This is a genomic window from Mucilaginibacter lacusdianchii (assembly GCF_009770985.1).
In the GTDB taxonomy this organism is placed as follows: Bacteria; Bacteroidota; Bacteroidia; order Sphingobacteriales; family Sphingobacteriaceae; genus Mucilaginibacter; species Mucilaginibacter lacusdianchii.
This window is the reverse complement of sequence record NZ_WSRW01000001.1, coordinates 1,087,005-1,100,567: the sequence shown is the minus strand read 5'-3', so window position 1 is coordinate 1,100,567 and position 13,563 is coordinate 1,087,005. Positions and strand designations below refer to the sequence as shown.

Sequence of the window (13,563 nt, the reverse complement as noted above, 5' to 3'; positions counted from 1 at the left end):
AGAATTTCTATTATTATTGTAATAGCTATGTTTTTATTGTAAGGTAAAGATAATTGGGATAGAGTGCGACACCCGTACATTACGGCCGCATACAGTGCCAGCAATCCATTTAGGTGATGCTTTAGTTACCCGAACAGCTTCTTCATCTAATGCTTGGCCGGCTGAACTTAAAACTTGTATATCAGTAAGTTTTCCGTCTTTTTGAATAATGAATCCCAACACAACTCGGCCCTGTATACCATTTATGCGCGCATTATTCGGATATCGGATAGACATGCCTAAGTACCTGTAAAATGCGTCTATTCCGCCTTTAAACTGCGGTATTACCATTCGGGATTTGGTGTATGATACGGTATCATTTGTGTCGGACGTGGATAGCCCTTTTATAAGTTCGCCATTTGAATAGGTTTCAGTAAAACTTACATTAATAGCTTCTTCGTAACCTTTCCAAAGCCCTTCACGTTTGTTGTTTTTCACTTGGCCCTCTTCCACAACCCGAGAGAAATTTTCATTATAGCCTCTGTAATAACCAACGCCATCTGTTACTAGTGAAACACCTGTAGAATCTTTACATTCAACAATCATGGGTGGAAATTTAAAGGCGGTTGAAGTTTTAGGCAAATCGGCATAATCAAACACCGTATAACGTCTGCCGTTTGGATAATATAGATATTGCTTGTGGACCAGATTTCCCTTCTTATACTCAGAAATATTCTTTCGGTTCCCATTTTCAAAGTATGTGACGGAAATACCTTCTAACATTGACGGAAAAATAGTAGACGATTTGCCCATCATTTTTAATTTCCCACTCAAATAATAATCGAGTACATTATATAATGTTGACGCCGAATCGGGCTCCCGCACAATGTGTATAAAGTCGGCACTATCACGTATGGAGACTTGTTTACCGTTACTTTTTAAAAAATAAACATTTTGTTTTTGGGCAAGGCAAGCACATACAGCCATCATCGGCATTAACAAGGCCAACAGATATTTCATTGCGATAAGGAAAGGTTAGGATAGTTATTTGCTTTTTGCTGGTGCCTTCGCCGCTGCAGGTGCTGCCGTACCGAAAACAATAGGCGTTCCCCATGAGCTTGCAACCGGTAGGCCGTTTTGAATACGCGGTTTCCATGCCGGTGAGCTGCTGATAGCGGCTATAATGGCTTTATCAGCTTCTGGCGACAGGCTGCCTAACAGCATTGGGTTAACAACCTTACCATCTTTAGCCACATTGAAAGATACAAAGATTTGTGCTGTTTTGCCCTTTAGTGTAGCGGGTAGCTTCACCTTCTTTTTTACCATATCTACAAAAACGTTAATGCCCCCGGTAAACTCAGGTGATTGGTTTTTGGTGGTATAGGTGTATTTGGTGCCGTTGGCAGTAGTACTAACGCCCGATATAAATTTGCCGTCTTGGTAGGTGTCTACAAACGTTACCTTTTCGCTTGCATAGTTGCCATGCCATTCGCCTACATGTTTTCCATCTTTAATATCACCTTCTTCGCTGATGGTGTGGCTTTTATCATCGTAAGCAACATAGTGGCCATTACCTTCGGTTACCACCGCTTTACCGGTACTGTCCATGCAGGTAATAATGCGGGTGTTTTCTTCGAAAGAGCGTTTGCTTGATGTATCGGCGTCAAACTGCAAGTATAGCTTGCCGTTGGGGTAAAACAGGTAACTGCTGCCCAATAATGCACCGTCGGCATAATTTAGTACGGCTTGACGCTTGCCATTAGTACCATAGCTGATGCACTGCCCGTCGAAGGTAGGCGGATTAAGCGTTGCCGATTTACCAACCAGTTTAATCTGCTTACTAGGCAAGTAATACTCAGAAATGTTAAAAAGAGTAGATGCAGAATCGGGCGGACTTACAATGCGTACATAGTCTGCACTGTCGGCCTGATCTACGGGCATGCCGTTATTTTTAAAATAAAAAGCTTGTTTGGTTTGTGCCGAGCAGCAGGCGGCCGCCAGCACAAAGCATATCGATAATATAAGTTTCATTAGTAATCTCCTTAATCAGGGCTACTAATTTACTTAATTAATTTATTATCAACGTCTGGAAAAATTAAAATAGGTTCATATTTACGCGCTTCATCCATCTCCATGTGAGCATATGACATGATAATCACAATATCGCCCACCTGTGCAAGCCTCGCTGTTGCGCCGTTTAAGCATACAGTACCGCTGCCACGCTCACCTTTTATCACATATGTTTCAAAACGGGCGCCGTTGTTGTTATTTACAATCTGCACCTTTTCATTCGGGATAATATTCGCCGCCTCAATCAAATCCTCGTCAATGGTAATACTGCCTACATAATTAAGTTCGGCCTGCGTTACCTTAGCGCGGTGGATTTTAGATTTTAAAACCTCAATAATCATGGTGCAAAGTTAATAATTAAAAATAACCCGCGTCATCACTTGATTATCACATTATCAATCAGCCGTGTGGCGCCAACCTTTGCAGCTACCAAAGCAACAATTTTGGTAGATTTTGGATTGGCCGGATGCAAAGTATCACCATCGGCAATGGCAAAATATTCCAATTGTGTACCTGGTTCGCTGGTAATCATCTGTTCGGCCTGCTGTTTGGCCGCCTCGGGGTGGGCCGGATCAAAGCTGGCCTGTGCCTGGTATAATGCTTTAGATAATATTAAAGCATGTCGTCTGTCGTCTATTGTCAGGTGGATATTGCGCGAACTCATGGCCAGCCCGTCGGGCTCACGTTCAATAGGGCACATTACCAGTTTAACCGGCATTTGCAGTTGCGAAACCATCCGGCTAATTACCATAAACTGCTGGTAATCTTTCTGCCCAAAAAAAGCTGCATCCGGTTTCACAATATCAAACAATTTGTGCACAACCTGCATCACGCCCTGGTAGTGTCCCGGCCTGAATTCACCTTCCAGTAAATGTTCCAGTTCGCCTATATCTAAATGCCAATGTTCATCACCGGCATATATTTCCGTAACAGGTGGGTTAAATAAAATATCGCAACCTGCCTGTTGCAATTTTTCAGTGTCGGCGGCAATAGGGCGGGGGTATTTGTCTAAATCTTTAGGATCATTAAACTGCGTAGGATTGACAAAAATGCTACATACTGTTACGTCAGTTTGCTGGCGTGCCTGTGCCAATAAAGATAAGTGACCCTGGTGCAAGGCGCCCATAGTGGGTACAAAACCTGTAGTTTTGCCACTGGCGCGTACCTCTGAAAGGTATTGTTGAAGCTCGTTTTTGGTGGTAAATATTTTCAACTGTAAAGCAATTACAAAAGTTGGCAAAGGTGGGTAATTGTACAAATAATAGCAAACATACTTGCATAAATCATTGATAGTTCATAAGATAATGTGTATATTTGCACACTCAAATTTTTATTTGAGTGTCTTTTACATTTTACATTTAATACTGATTAGAGATGGGTAAATCTAAGCTTTTGTTTATAACTCATGAAATGTCTCCTTTCCTAGAACTCACTAAGATTTCTGAAATTACCCGCCAGCTGCCGCAAGCTATGCAGGACAAAGGCTTTGAGATTCGTATCCTGATGCCGCGTTTCGGAAATATTAATGAGCGCCGGAACAGACTGCATGAAGTTATTCGTTTGTCGGGGATGAATATCATTATTAATGACAATGACAATCCGTTAATTATTAAAGTGGCTTCTATACCGGCTGCACGGATGCAAGTATACTTTCTGGACAACGAAGAATATTTTCAACGTAAGCATGTATTTGCCGATAAAGAAGGTAAGTTTTATGCCGATAATGATGAGCGCATGATCTTTTTTTGCAAAGGTGCGCTGGAAACTGTTAAAAAATTAGGCTGGTCTCCTGATATTGTACATTGCCATGGCTGGATGAGTGCTTTGGTACCTACATATCTTAAAACTACTTACAAAGACGATCCTACTTTTAAACATGCCAAAGTGGTATACTCTGTTTATGAAAACGAGTTTACTACTCAGTTAGATCCCGATTTTGCCCGCAAAGCGGTAATGAGCGATATGACCGAGCAAAACACCGAAGTGTTTAAAACCGGTACTAACAATGCCTTGCATGCAGGTGCAATACAATACTCGGATGCAGTGGTTTTAGCTGCTGAAAACATTGATGCCGAAGTGTTAAATAATGTTAAAAACAGCGGTAAATCGGTTTTAGAGTTTGAATCGACTGCAGATTTCGAAAATTATTACAATTTTTACGACGAAATAACCAACGACGAATTGGTGAACGTTGCATAAAGAATTGATACCATATATGAAATTTTTTAGACTAGACTTATTGACCCTGTTAATAAGTCTTTTTATTTTAGGAAGTTGTAAAAACCAAAATGATATTGGTTTACCTGGTAACGACCAGCAAATAAGCGGTACCTTGGTAGTTGATGATAATATTATTGTTAACACTGTTGAAGAAGAACCTGTTATTACTACAGGATCCGGTAAAATTCCGTTAGCATCATTTAACGATAATGTATTGGGCGAAACTAACAGTAGTATAGCTGCAAGTATAGGCTTGCCGGGTGATACATCTAATACCGGAACTGGTGTATCTTATACATTACCAACGGGTGTAATAACTACCGATTCTGCCATATTGGAATTGCCGTATAATGACGGGTTTTATGGCGACTCATTAACATCAAAGTACAACATAAGTGTTCAGCAGTTAACTGAAAAACCCAGTGCTGTACAAGCTTATTATAGCAACAAAGTATGGGGCCACGAGGAAGGTGTAATTGGTAGCAGACAAGCCTTTAATGTTCGTCCTAAAACACGGGTTAAGGTTACTGATATTGTAAAAGGGGCCGCAGATACTGTACGTTCTAACGTTCCACATATACGGGTGCCTATCAGCACAGCTTTTATTAACGAAAAGTTTTTTGGTGCATCTGCTGCACAGCTGGCCAATAGTATAGTTTATCAAAATGCAATTAAAGGTTTATATCTAACCTTACAACGCAGTCAGTCGTCTCAAGCGGGTGGCGTTGTTATGCTTAATTTGAACGCTGGTCGTATTAAGGTGTATTACCGTACCAATAACAGTGGTACTTTAGACACAAGTATGGTAGCATTGCCAATTGTAACTTCGGCATATGCGGCTAACATTACGCACAATTATACCCCTGCAGTTAAAAGTACAATTGTTAAAGATGATGACAACATAACACAATCCAGTGATGTGTTTTATTTGCATGGAGGAAGTTTAAGAGCTAAAGTAAGTTTTCCTAATCTCGAAAAATTGTTTGGCACAACCGACGTTAGCAAAGTGGTGCTTAACCGCGCCGAGCTGGTTATTACTCCTGAAGCTAATACAACGGTACCTTATGTGCCTTTGCCGCAATTAACCTTATACCGGTTAGATATTGCCAAGCAGCGCATAGTATTGCCTGATGCGAATGGCTCTTCTCAAGGTGCTTTAGATGCATATTATTTTAGCACAGCGATATTTGGCGGCCGTTATGATCAAACCAAGCAGCAATATAGGTTTGTAATTACGGGCTATATCCAGAGGTTGTTAGATAAAAAACTAACAGATTATGGTACCTACATAGCCCCGATAGATACAGCGTTTCTTGTGACCAGTCCTATACCAATAACGTCAACCATTGCTACAGCGGCGCGAACAATAGCTACAGGAAGCAAAGCTTCGTCAGCTAACCGCATTAAGCTCAACATTATTTATAATACCACTAAATAAAGTAAGAAAATCCCCGATAAGGGGATTTTTTTTGCACCATAATATTTGAATATATTAGCAGCCGTTTTGGAGTTTAAACCCGTTTTGCTCCATAACGTTATTGTTATTTCTTAAAAGATTATTATATGTGCGGAATTGTTGGCTATGTTGGGTACAGAGATGCTTATCCTATTGTGATAAAAGGATTGCATCGGTTAGAGTACCGGGGCTACGATAGTGCCGGTATTGCTTTACTGGATGAAGAGTTAAAAATATATAAAAAGGCAGGCAAGGTTAGCGATCTTGAAAGCCATGTTAAAGATATAGACATGGTGGGAAGCCTGGGTATGGGTCACACCCGGTGGGCTACCCATGGTGCACCAAGTGATCGCAATTCGCACCCGCACCAGTCGGGCAACCGTAAATTGAGTATCATTCACAACGGTATCATTGAAAATTATGCTGTATTAAAAGAAACGTTGCTGGCAAAAGGACACGTTTTTATGAGTGATACGGATACAGAAGTGTTAATTCACTTTGTGGAAGATATTCAGCAAGAAACTGGTCTGGACTTGCAAGATGCGGTACGTATTGCGCTGAATAAAGTAGTAGGTGCTTATGCCATCGTAATTATGAGTGCCGATGAGCCCGATTTGCTGATTGCTGCCCGTAAAGGTAGCCCCATGGTAATCGGCGTAGGGGAGGGTGAATACTTTGTGGCGTCGGATGCTACACCAATTGTGGAGTATACCAAAAACGTAATTTATCTTAACGATAACGAGATTGCTTACATCCGTCGTAATGATTTGCTCATCAAAAATATCGACAACACGGTACAAGCGCCATACATACAACGGTTAGAGTTGCAGCTTGAAATGCTGGAAAAAGGCGGCTTTGAACACTTTATGCTCAAAGAAATATATGAGCAGCCCCGATCTATTCATGATTGTATGCGCGGACGCATATACCCGCAAGAAGGTAAAGTGCAGTTAGGTGGTATTAAAGAATATACTGAAAAGCTTAAAAATATCGACCGTATTATTATTGTAGCTTGTGGTACATCATGGCATGCCGGATTGGTTGGCGAATACTTGATTGAAGAATATGCTCGCGTACCAGTAGAGGTAGAATATGCATCAGAATTTAGGTACCGTAATCCCATTATCAGCGAAAAAGATTTGGTGATAGCTATTTCCCAATCGGGCGAAACGGCCGATACGATGGCTGCGCTGGAATTGGCTAAAGAAAAAGGAGCTACCATATTTGGTGTATGTAATGTAGTAGGTGCTTCTATTCCGCGTTTAACACATGCCGGGGTTTATACGCATGCCGGTCCCGAAATTGGTGTAGCTTCAACCAAAGCTTTTACTGCTCAGGTAACCGTTTTAACATTAATTGCGTTTTATACTGCCCAGCAGCGCGGCACCATTACCCAAAGTAAGCTGGTCGAGTATTTAACCCAGTTGAACGATATACCGCAACTGGTAGAAAAAGCTTTAAAAGCAAATGATAGGATTGTTGAAATTGCAAGTGAGTTTAAAAATAGCAGTAACTGTTTGTTTTTAGGTCGTGGCAGTTCTTTCCCGGTAGCGTTAGAAGGTGCTTTAAAGCTTAAGGAAATATCATACATTCATGCTGAAGGTTACCCGGCGGCTGAAATGAAACATGGGCCTATTGCCTTAATTGACGAGAATATGCCGGTAGTAGTTATTGCTACCAAACATTCATCGTACGAGAAAGTAATCAGTAACATTCAGGAAGTAAAAGCCCGTGGCGGACACATTATTGCTATTGTAACCGAAGGTGATAATGATGTACGGGCCATGGCCGATTATGTTATAGAAATTCCCGAAACGGCTGAACCGTTTGTGCCTTTAGTGGCTACTATACCCTTGCAACTGTTGGCCTACCATACAGCCGTAATGCGCGGTTGTAACGTTGACCAGCCCCGTAATTTGGCCAAATCTGTTACGGTAGAATAAATAGATATCGACTAACAAAAAAGGAGCTTAATAAGCTCCTTTTTTGTTAGTTAAGATTTGATAGTGTATATAGTTTTTGCATATAGATTTTTATATTTGAATAAATCATTTCTATATGACCATTACACAACTGGAATATATTGTAGCTGTCGACACGTATAAAAGCTTTGTATTGGCTGCCGAAAAATGTTTTGTAACGCAGCCTACCTTAAGCATGCAAGTGCAAAAGCTGGAAGATATGCTGGGCGTTAAAATATTTGATCGCACCCGCCAGCCCATTGCTACTACCGAGGTTGGTACCGAAATTATAGCCCAGGCCCGCGTAATGCTTGCTGAGAGTTATAAGATTAAGGAGATTGTGACAGACCGGCAAAAAGAATTATCCGGCGAGTTGAAAATTGGAATTATCCCTACTATATCGCCTTATATATTGCCTAAAATAATTTCCCGCTTTGTGGAGAAGTACCCACTGGTAAAGCTATTGGTGTGGGAGCAAAACACAGAGCAAATTATCCAGCAGCTTAAAATAGGTACTATTGATTGCGGCATACTGTCTACCCCGTTGCATGAAAGTACCCTTACCGAGATACCTGTATTTTATGAAAACTTTGTGGCCTATGTATCTAAAACCAGTAAGCTATTTAAAAAGAAACAGATAGTTCCGGATGAAATAGATATTGAAGAGCTTTGGGTGCTTAACGAGGGGCACTGCATGCGCGAACAAGTATTGAATATTTGCCAGCGTCGCAAATCAACCAAGGGCTTTAAGCACTTTGAATACTATACAGGCAGTGTAGATACCCTTAAGCGTATGGTAGAACAAAATAACGGTGCTACTATATTACCTGAGCTAGCCCTGGCCGATTTAAGCGACAAACAGTTGGATAAAATACGTTACTTCAAATCGCCCGAACCTGCGCGCGAGGTGAGTATTGTGATACAGCGCAATTTTTTAAAACGCCGCATGATTGAGGCGCTCAAAAATGAAATTTTAGAATTTGTGCCCAAAAAGCTGAAAACTAAAAAGAAGAAAGAAGTGATTGATATATAAGGACTCCTTACACGCAAAAGGACTTCAAGAAAAAACAATGTCATCTCGAACGATAGTGAGAGATCTTTTGAAACTGATAAGTTAACCAATCGCTTTTAAAAGATTTCTCGTTGTCACTCGAAATGACATTGTTTTTTATACTAATCAGAAGCCTTTCCACCTGCAGAAGGTTGAATAGGGGTACTCAGTAAATTCACAAACAATCTAAAAGCTCCCGGCACGCCCGCAGGCAACTGCCTGAAAAATGCCAGTGAGGTATAGGTAAATCGGCCTTTACCATAATTTACCGTAATGAGTGAGCCTTTGTTTGATGATTCGTTTACATCATTCATCTCAAACAGAGTTTGATATTCGGGCGCAATATTACTTACAAAGTACAGGCCCCGCTCTTGTACCCAGCCTTCAAAATCGGCTTGGGTAATTTTGTTGGGATAATTTAAAAGCGGACTTTGCGGGTTGGTAACGGTTATTTTGGCGTGTTCATCAGTTACGCGCTCGTTTACTACGCGAAAAGGATAAGGCCCAATGTTAGGCACAACCAGTCCTGCAAAGTTGTTGTATTGTACTAATAAGTTACCCCCGTTTTTCACATAAGCCATCAACTTGGGCTGTTCATATGCCAGACGCTGATCCACATTATAAGCTCGTACGCCGGTAATGATAGCGTTGTAGGAAGATAAATCTGCATTCATGATTTCGTTCTCGGTTAGCATGTGCACTTCATAGCCTACCTGGCGTAAGGCTTCCGGCACTAAATCGCCGGCACCGGCAATGTAGCCTATCTTTTTACCGGTAGTTTTTAAGTCGATGTTTACCAGCTTGGTTTGCGCCGGTGGGAACAGTGTAATAGTAGGGATATGCTCGTACTTGATGTGATGAACGCCCAATGAGAAAGTTTGTTCGTTAGCCGTAACAACGGCCTCGGCAGTATTAACAGAGGAGCTGTTTCCTGCTGCGGGACTCGCTGTAAAGTCAGCCGTCCATTCGTCTCCCTTCTTTTTATCCGAAAAGGCTATGGCACTAGGGCTAATTTGCCAGCCAGCAACAGGCTTTAAGCTAATGCTGCCACTTGCGTTGGTAAAGCTTTTAAGTTTAATTTGGATAGTTTGCGGCTGCTTGGTGTTAAATACATATACCTTGTTATCAATATTGGCAGTAACTGGTGGCGCTATTTCAATAGGTTGATATACCTCGCCCCGAACAGGATCTACATACTTATATACCAAGCGGCGTTCAAAATGGAACGGCTTGCCCTCTATCGTAAACTCATAGGTTACTTTTAAAATATCCGGATTTTCGGGATTACCGGCTAGCTGGTCATTAGCCAATGTATAGGTGCCTATGCCGTGTGGAGCTGCCAACCAGTAAGGTTGTGTAATTTTATTGGCAAAAGCCTTATGGTCAAAACTTTGTACCTGATTAGCTGGAATTGTTTGTCCACCCAGGTTTTTGGTAACGTTTTGTATGCTGATGTTATTGATCTTCACCCTGTCATTGTAACGATTAATTACTTGTGAGCGAATGGTGATACTATCGCCCAGAGCATACGTAGGTTCTGACGCATAACTTTCAAACCACAGGCCCGCGCAGGCAGCAATCAAATCATCAATATCTTTAAGTTTTTGGTTGCGCCAGTAAACGTCTGTTACCTTTTCTATACGTCCGCGCAATTGTACCAAGGCAGGTACCGAACTTTCGGGATGCTCCTCATTAAAATTTTTGTTGATGATAGCTAGCGTATTCGCAATTTCTTCGCCGCCTTTTACACGTTTCCATGTAGTAGCAACGCCGTCCAGTAAATCGTTTTGCGGTGCCTCGCCCAAAATGGTTTTAAAATATTCCAACGCCTGCCCACGTTGCCTGGCCGAACCAAAGCCCTGCGATTTGTGGTTAGATCTGCTTTCGGCTGCCAGTTCGCCGTAACCTTTGCCCAGTGTTGGGTTGTAGCCGCCTACGTCAATTTTGAACTGATCGGGCGCTGTGGTATTGGCACTACCAAAGTTAAAGGTGTTCCATAGTAACCGTTTAGCTTGCCAGGGTTGGACATATTGTAATTGCTCAGGATAACGTTTAGGATCGGCCGCTGCAGTAAAGGCCTCTTGTGCTAAGATGGCCGATGAGGTATGATGTCCATGTCCTCCCTCGCCAGTGGTAGGGAAACGGCAAATCATCACATCGGGCTTAAACTGGCGGATTACCCAAACCATATCACCCAGAATTTTATCACGATCCCATATTTTCAGCGTTTCCTCCGGCCCTTTGGAAAAGCCAAAATCATTAGCCCTGCTAAAAAACTGTTCGGCACCATCTACTCGGCGTGCGGCAAGCAACTCTTGTGTGCGTACTAAGCCAAGCAGCTCGGCCTGCTCGCTACCAATCAGGTTTTGACCGCCATCACCACGGGTTAAGGCTAGGTAGCCAGTACGATAATGCTTTTCTTGTGCCAGATAAGCCAGTAAGCGGGTATTTTCATCATCAGGATGTGCGGCTACATAAAGCACACTGCCCAACGTGTTCAGTTTTTTGAAGCTTTGCTTGATGGTAGCAATGTCTGTAGCAGGGGCTGTTTGCGCCTGTGCATAAATTGAAAAAAGTTGTAAAACAACCAGTAATTTAAACAGCTTATTCATATTATAAATAGCGATACGCTAAAATTTTTGTTTAATGTACAAATATCAAAACAAAAGTATCATTCAAGTATTTATAAAATAGTTAATCATCCGATTAATAATTTAGTCTCTTCCGCTGCATATTACATAAATATTACAAAAACTTTATTTTTCAATCAATCGTTTGATTAACTTTGTGCACTGAAAGATATGGAGAAGGAAAAGACAGATAAAAAAGATCATATTCTGGATGTAGCCGAAAGAGTTTTTGCCGAACATGGCTTTGACGGCGCATCTACCCGCCTCATATCCAGCGAGGCAGGTGTGAATATGGCAATGCTGAACTATTATTTTGGCTCCAAAGAAGGTTTGCTAATAGCCATTTTCGAAAAAAGGACTACAGTTTTTCATGACCTGATTCAAAACATCGGTAGTGATGAAAATATGACCTCATGGGAAAAGGTAGAAAAATATGTGGACGCCTATGTTAACCGCATTTTCACGAACAACTGTTTCCAAAAAATGCTATATCAGGAATTGGCCATCAACCGTAAAGGCGAAGTAACTGACAAAATTACGCAGTTGATTATGCGTAACGTATCGGAGTTCAGAAAAATTTTACATGAAGGTATCGAGAAAGGCGACTTTAGGAATGATTTGGATACCGATTTGGCAATAGCTACCCTGTTTGGTACCAAAAACTTTTTGATGAATACGCCACACATATCATCGCTAATGCTGGGATATGATGTTTCAGAACAGACCAATATTGAAGAAAAGCTGAAACCAAGAATAAAGAATTATACCAAAAAATTATTTAAAGCCTATTTGGTAAATGACAATGACAACTCGAAGTAATAAAATCATCAACCTCTATCTATTAAAAAAGATGCTATTTAAACCGCTATGCGGAGCAGCCGCTATCATTCTGCTGCTTAACACTAGTGTAAAAGCACAAGACAAAACCTTAACTTTAAACGAGGCCATCACCCTAGGTTTGCAAAACAGCAAAACCTTAAAGCTATCGCAGTCGCGCATAGACAGGGCGGTGTCTGAGTATAATCAGGCTAAAGATCGTGCCTTGCCTACCGGCTCGGCCAGCTTTATGTACAGCCGGGCGCAAATACCTGCCAACCGGTTAGATTTAGGCCCCGAACAGTCATTCAGCTTACCTAAAAGTGCCAATGCCAACTTAGGTATTGTAAGCGCCGAGGAAGTACTTTATGGCGGCGGACGCTACCGCTATGCTAAGCAAACAACCGATTTGCTGGTCCAGGTAGCCCGCTTGGATGCTGATAAAGACAAAGACCAGATTGCGATTAACGTAGCCAACGCTTACTACAACTTATATAAGGTACTGCAAAGCAAAAAAGTGGTAGAGCAAAACTTAAAAGCTATCGATCAGCAGATACACCAGTCGCAACGCTTTTTTGAACAAGGCCTGGTTACCCGGAATGACGTGTTGCGTTTTCAATTACAACGCTCAAATGTAGAACTGAACGGCATTGATTTGGAGAGCAATAGAAAAGTAATTAACTACGATTTAATTGTACTGCTAGGTTTACCGGAAAGCACTCAAATTAATATTGACCAGGTAGATGAGGCGGAACGTCCTATCGCTCCATTGAGCACTTATATTGATTCTGCACTGATGACCCGTCAGGAAGTAAGACAACAGGACTTGCGCACTAAAGTGGCCGAAACTAACATCAAAAACATTCAGGCCGAAAGATTGCCTACTATTGCGGCTACTACTGGTTTATACTACGTGAATGCATCAGCCAACCCATTCCCTAATAGTGGCAAATACATTACGCCTATCACTTTCGGTGTATCAGCCGGATGGAATTTTGGTACTTTATGGACAAACAAAAATCGTGTAGCAGAAGCCCGTATCGAGCGTGAAGAAACCATCATCAATAAAGGTGTAATTACCGATAACATCAGAACCGAGGTTAACCAAAATTATCAGAGTTATGTAACCGCGCTAAACAAAATTAAGTTATTGCAAACCGCTATTGCGCAAGCTACTGAAAACAACAGGTTACAAGCCTCTCGTTATGCTAATGCCACAGCTACGGCTACCGAACGTGCTGATGCCGAAACATTGCTTTACCAAGCACAAACCAATCTGGAACTGGCCCGTGCTGATGCCGGATTAGCATACTACAACTTATTAAAAGCAACCGGAAAATTAACTGCAACCACTACCACCACTAAGTAATAACACACAAC

The 13,563-nt window shown here is 41.6% G+C and carries 11 protein-coding genes; 6 read left to right on the top strand and 5 right to left on the bottom strand.

Annotated features, from left to right (window positions below; translation table 11 throughout):
* Positions 1-33: 33 nt before the first annotated feature.
* Genes GPM24_RS04990 through panC form a run of 4 tightly spaced genes read right to left on the bottom strand, consistent with a single transcriptional unit; the run spans position 34 to position 3,289 of the window.
* Positions 34-999: an energy transducer TonB gene (locus tag GPM24_RS04990; RefSeq protein WP_158825622.1), complete on the bottom strand. Its 966-nt coding sequence runs from the start codon at positions 997-999 to the stop codon at positions 34-36.
* A 24-nt stretch (positions 1,000-1,023) separates the two neighbouring features.
* On the bottom strand, positions 1,024-2,010 hold the full coding sequence (locus GPM24_RS04985) for an energy transducer TonB (RefSeq protein WP_158825621.1): 987 nt from the start codon (positions 2,008-2,010) through the stop codon (positions 1,024-1,026).
* Between the two features lie 29 nt (positions 2,011-2,039).
* Complete coding sequence (panD, locus tag GPM24_RS04980) at positions 2,040-2,390, bottom strand: aspartate 1-decarboxylase (RefSeq protein ID WP_158825620.1); 351 nt, start codon at positions 2,388-2,390, stop codon at positions 2,040-2,042.
* Positions 2,391-2,425: 35 nt separating this feature from the next.
* Complete coding sequence (gene panC / locus GPM24_RS04975) at positions 2,426-3,289, bottom strand: pantoate--beta-alanine ligase (RefSeq protein ID WP_233268738.1); 864 nt, start codon at positions 3,287-3,289, stop codon at positions 2,426-2,428.
* A 134-nt stretch (positions 3,290-3,423) separates the two neighbouring features.
* On the opposite strand from panC, the gene GPM24_RS04970 reads away from it, so the two are divergent.
* The 4 genes from GPM24_RS04970 to GPM24_RS04955 all read left to right on the top strand — a co-directional run bounded on the left by GPM24_RS04970 (position 3,424) and on the right by GPM24_RS04955 (position 8,719).
* Positions 3,424-4,248: a glycogen/starch synthase gene (locus GPM24_RS04970; protein WP_158825619.1), complete on the top strand. Its 825-nt coding sequence runs from the start codon at positions 3,424-3,426 to the stop codon at positions 4,246-4,248.
* A gap of 16 nt (positions 4,249-4,264) precedes the next feature.
* A complete protein-coding gene (locus GPM24_RS04965; protein ID WP_158825618.1) occupies positions 4,265-5,707 on the top strand; it encodes a DUF4270 family protein in 1,443 nt (480 codons plus the stop codon).
* Between the two features lie 125 nt (positions 5,708-5,832).
* Positions 5,833-7,668, top strand: a complete 1,836-nt coding sequence (gene glmS, locus GPM24_RS04960; RefSeq protein ID WP_158825617.1) for a glutamine--fructose-6-phosphate transaminase (isomerizing) — start codon at positions 5,833-5,835, stop codon at positions 7,666-7,668.
* 115 nt (positions 7,669-7,783) lie between these two features.
* On the top strand, positions 7,784-8,719 hold the full coding sequence (locus GPM24_RS04955; protein WP_158825616.1) for a hydrogen peroxide-inducible genes activator: 936 nt from the start codon (positions 7,784-7,786) through the stop codon (positions 8,717-8,719).
* Positions 8,720-8,859: 140 nt separating this feature from the next.
* Here the strand turns inward: GPM24_RS04955 and GPM24_RS04950 are convergent, their stop codons facing one another.
* The gene (locus GPM24_RS04950) at positions 8,860-11,349 is read right to left on the bottom strand and encodes a PIG-L family deacetylase (RefSeq protein ID WP_158825615.1); all 2,490 of its coding nucleotides are present in this window, start codon (positions 11,347-11,349) and stop codon (positions 8,860-8,862) included.
* A gap of 189 nt (positions 11,350-11,538) precedes the next feature.
* Between GPM24_RS04950 and GPM24_RS04945 the strand changes: the two genes are divergently transcribed.
* Together GPM24_RS04945 and GPM24_RS04940 are read left to right on the top strand one after the other, a co-directional pair.
* Positions 11,539-12,186: a TetR/AcrR family transcriptional regulator gene (locus GPM24_RS04945; RefSeq protein ID WP_158825614.1), complete on the top strand. Its 648-nt coding sequence runs from the start codon at positions 11,539-11,541 to the stop codon at positions 12,184-12,186.
* Between the two features lie 31 nt (positions 12,187-12,217).
* A complete protein-coding gene (locus GPM24_RS04940) occupies positions 12,218-13,552 on the top strand; it encodes a TolC family protein (protein WP_158825613.1) in 1,335 nt (444 codons plus the stop codon).
* The last annotated feature ends 11 nt before the right edge of the window (positions 13,553-13,563 follow it).

Excerpts from the sequence above, each read along its gene's own strand:
- GPM24_RS04990 (WP_158825622.1), bottom strand. The coding sequence starts at position 999 with ATGAAATATCTGTTGGCCTTGTTAATGCCGATGATGGCTGTATGTGCT.
- GPM24_RS04985 (WP_158825621.1), bottom strand. The coding sequence starts at position 2,010 with ATGAAACTTATATTATCGATATGCTTTGTGCTGGCGGCCGCCTGCTGC.
- panD (WP_158825620.1), bottom strand. The coding sequence starts at position 2,390 with ATGATTATTGAGGTTTTAAAATCTAAAATCCACCGCGCTAAGGTAACG.
- GPM24_RS04970 (WP_158825619.1), top strand. The coding sequence starts at position 3,424 with ATGGGTAAATCTAAGCTTTTGTTTATAACTCATGAAATGTCTCCTTTC.
- GPM24_RS04965 (WP_158825618.1), top strand. The coding sequence starts at position 4,265 with ATGAAATTTTTTAGACTAGACTTATTGACCCTGTTAATAAGTCTTTTT.
- glmS (WP_158825617.1), top strand. The coding sequence starts at position 5,833 with ATGTGCGGAATTGTTGGCTATGTTGGGTACAGAGATGCTTATCCTATT.
- GPM24_RS04955 (WP_158825616.1), top strand. The coding sequence starts at position 7,784 with ATGACCATTACACAACTGGAATATATTGTAGCTGTCGACACGTATAAA.
- GPM24_RS04950 (WP_158825615.1), bottom strand. The coding sequence starts at position 11,349 with ATGAATAAGCTGTTTAAATTACTGGTTGTTTTACAACTTTTTTCAATT.
- GPM24_RS04945 (WP_158825614.1), top strand. The coding sequence starts at position 11,539 with ATGGAGAAGGAAAAGACAGATAAAAAAGATCATATTCTGGATGTAGCC.
- GPM24_RS04940 (WP_158825613.1), top strand. The coding sequence starts at position 12,218 with ATGCTATTTAAACCGCTATGCGGAGCAGCCGCTATCATTCTGCTGCTT.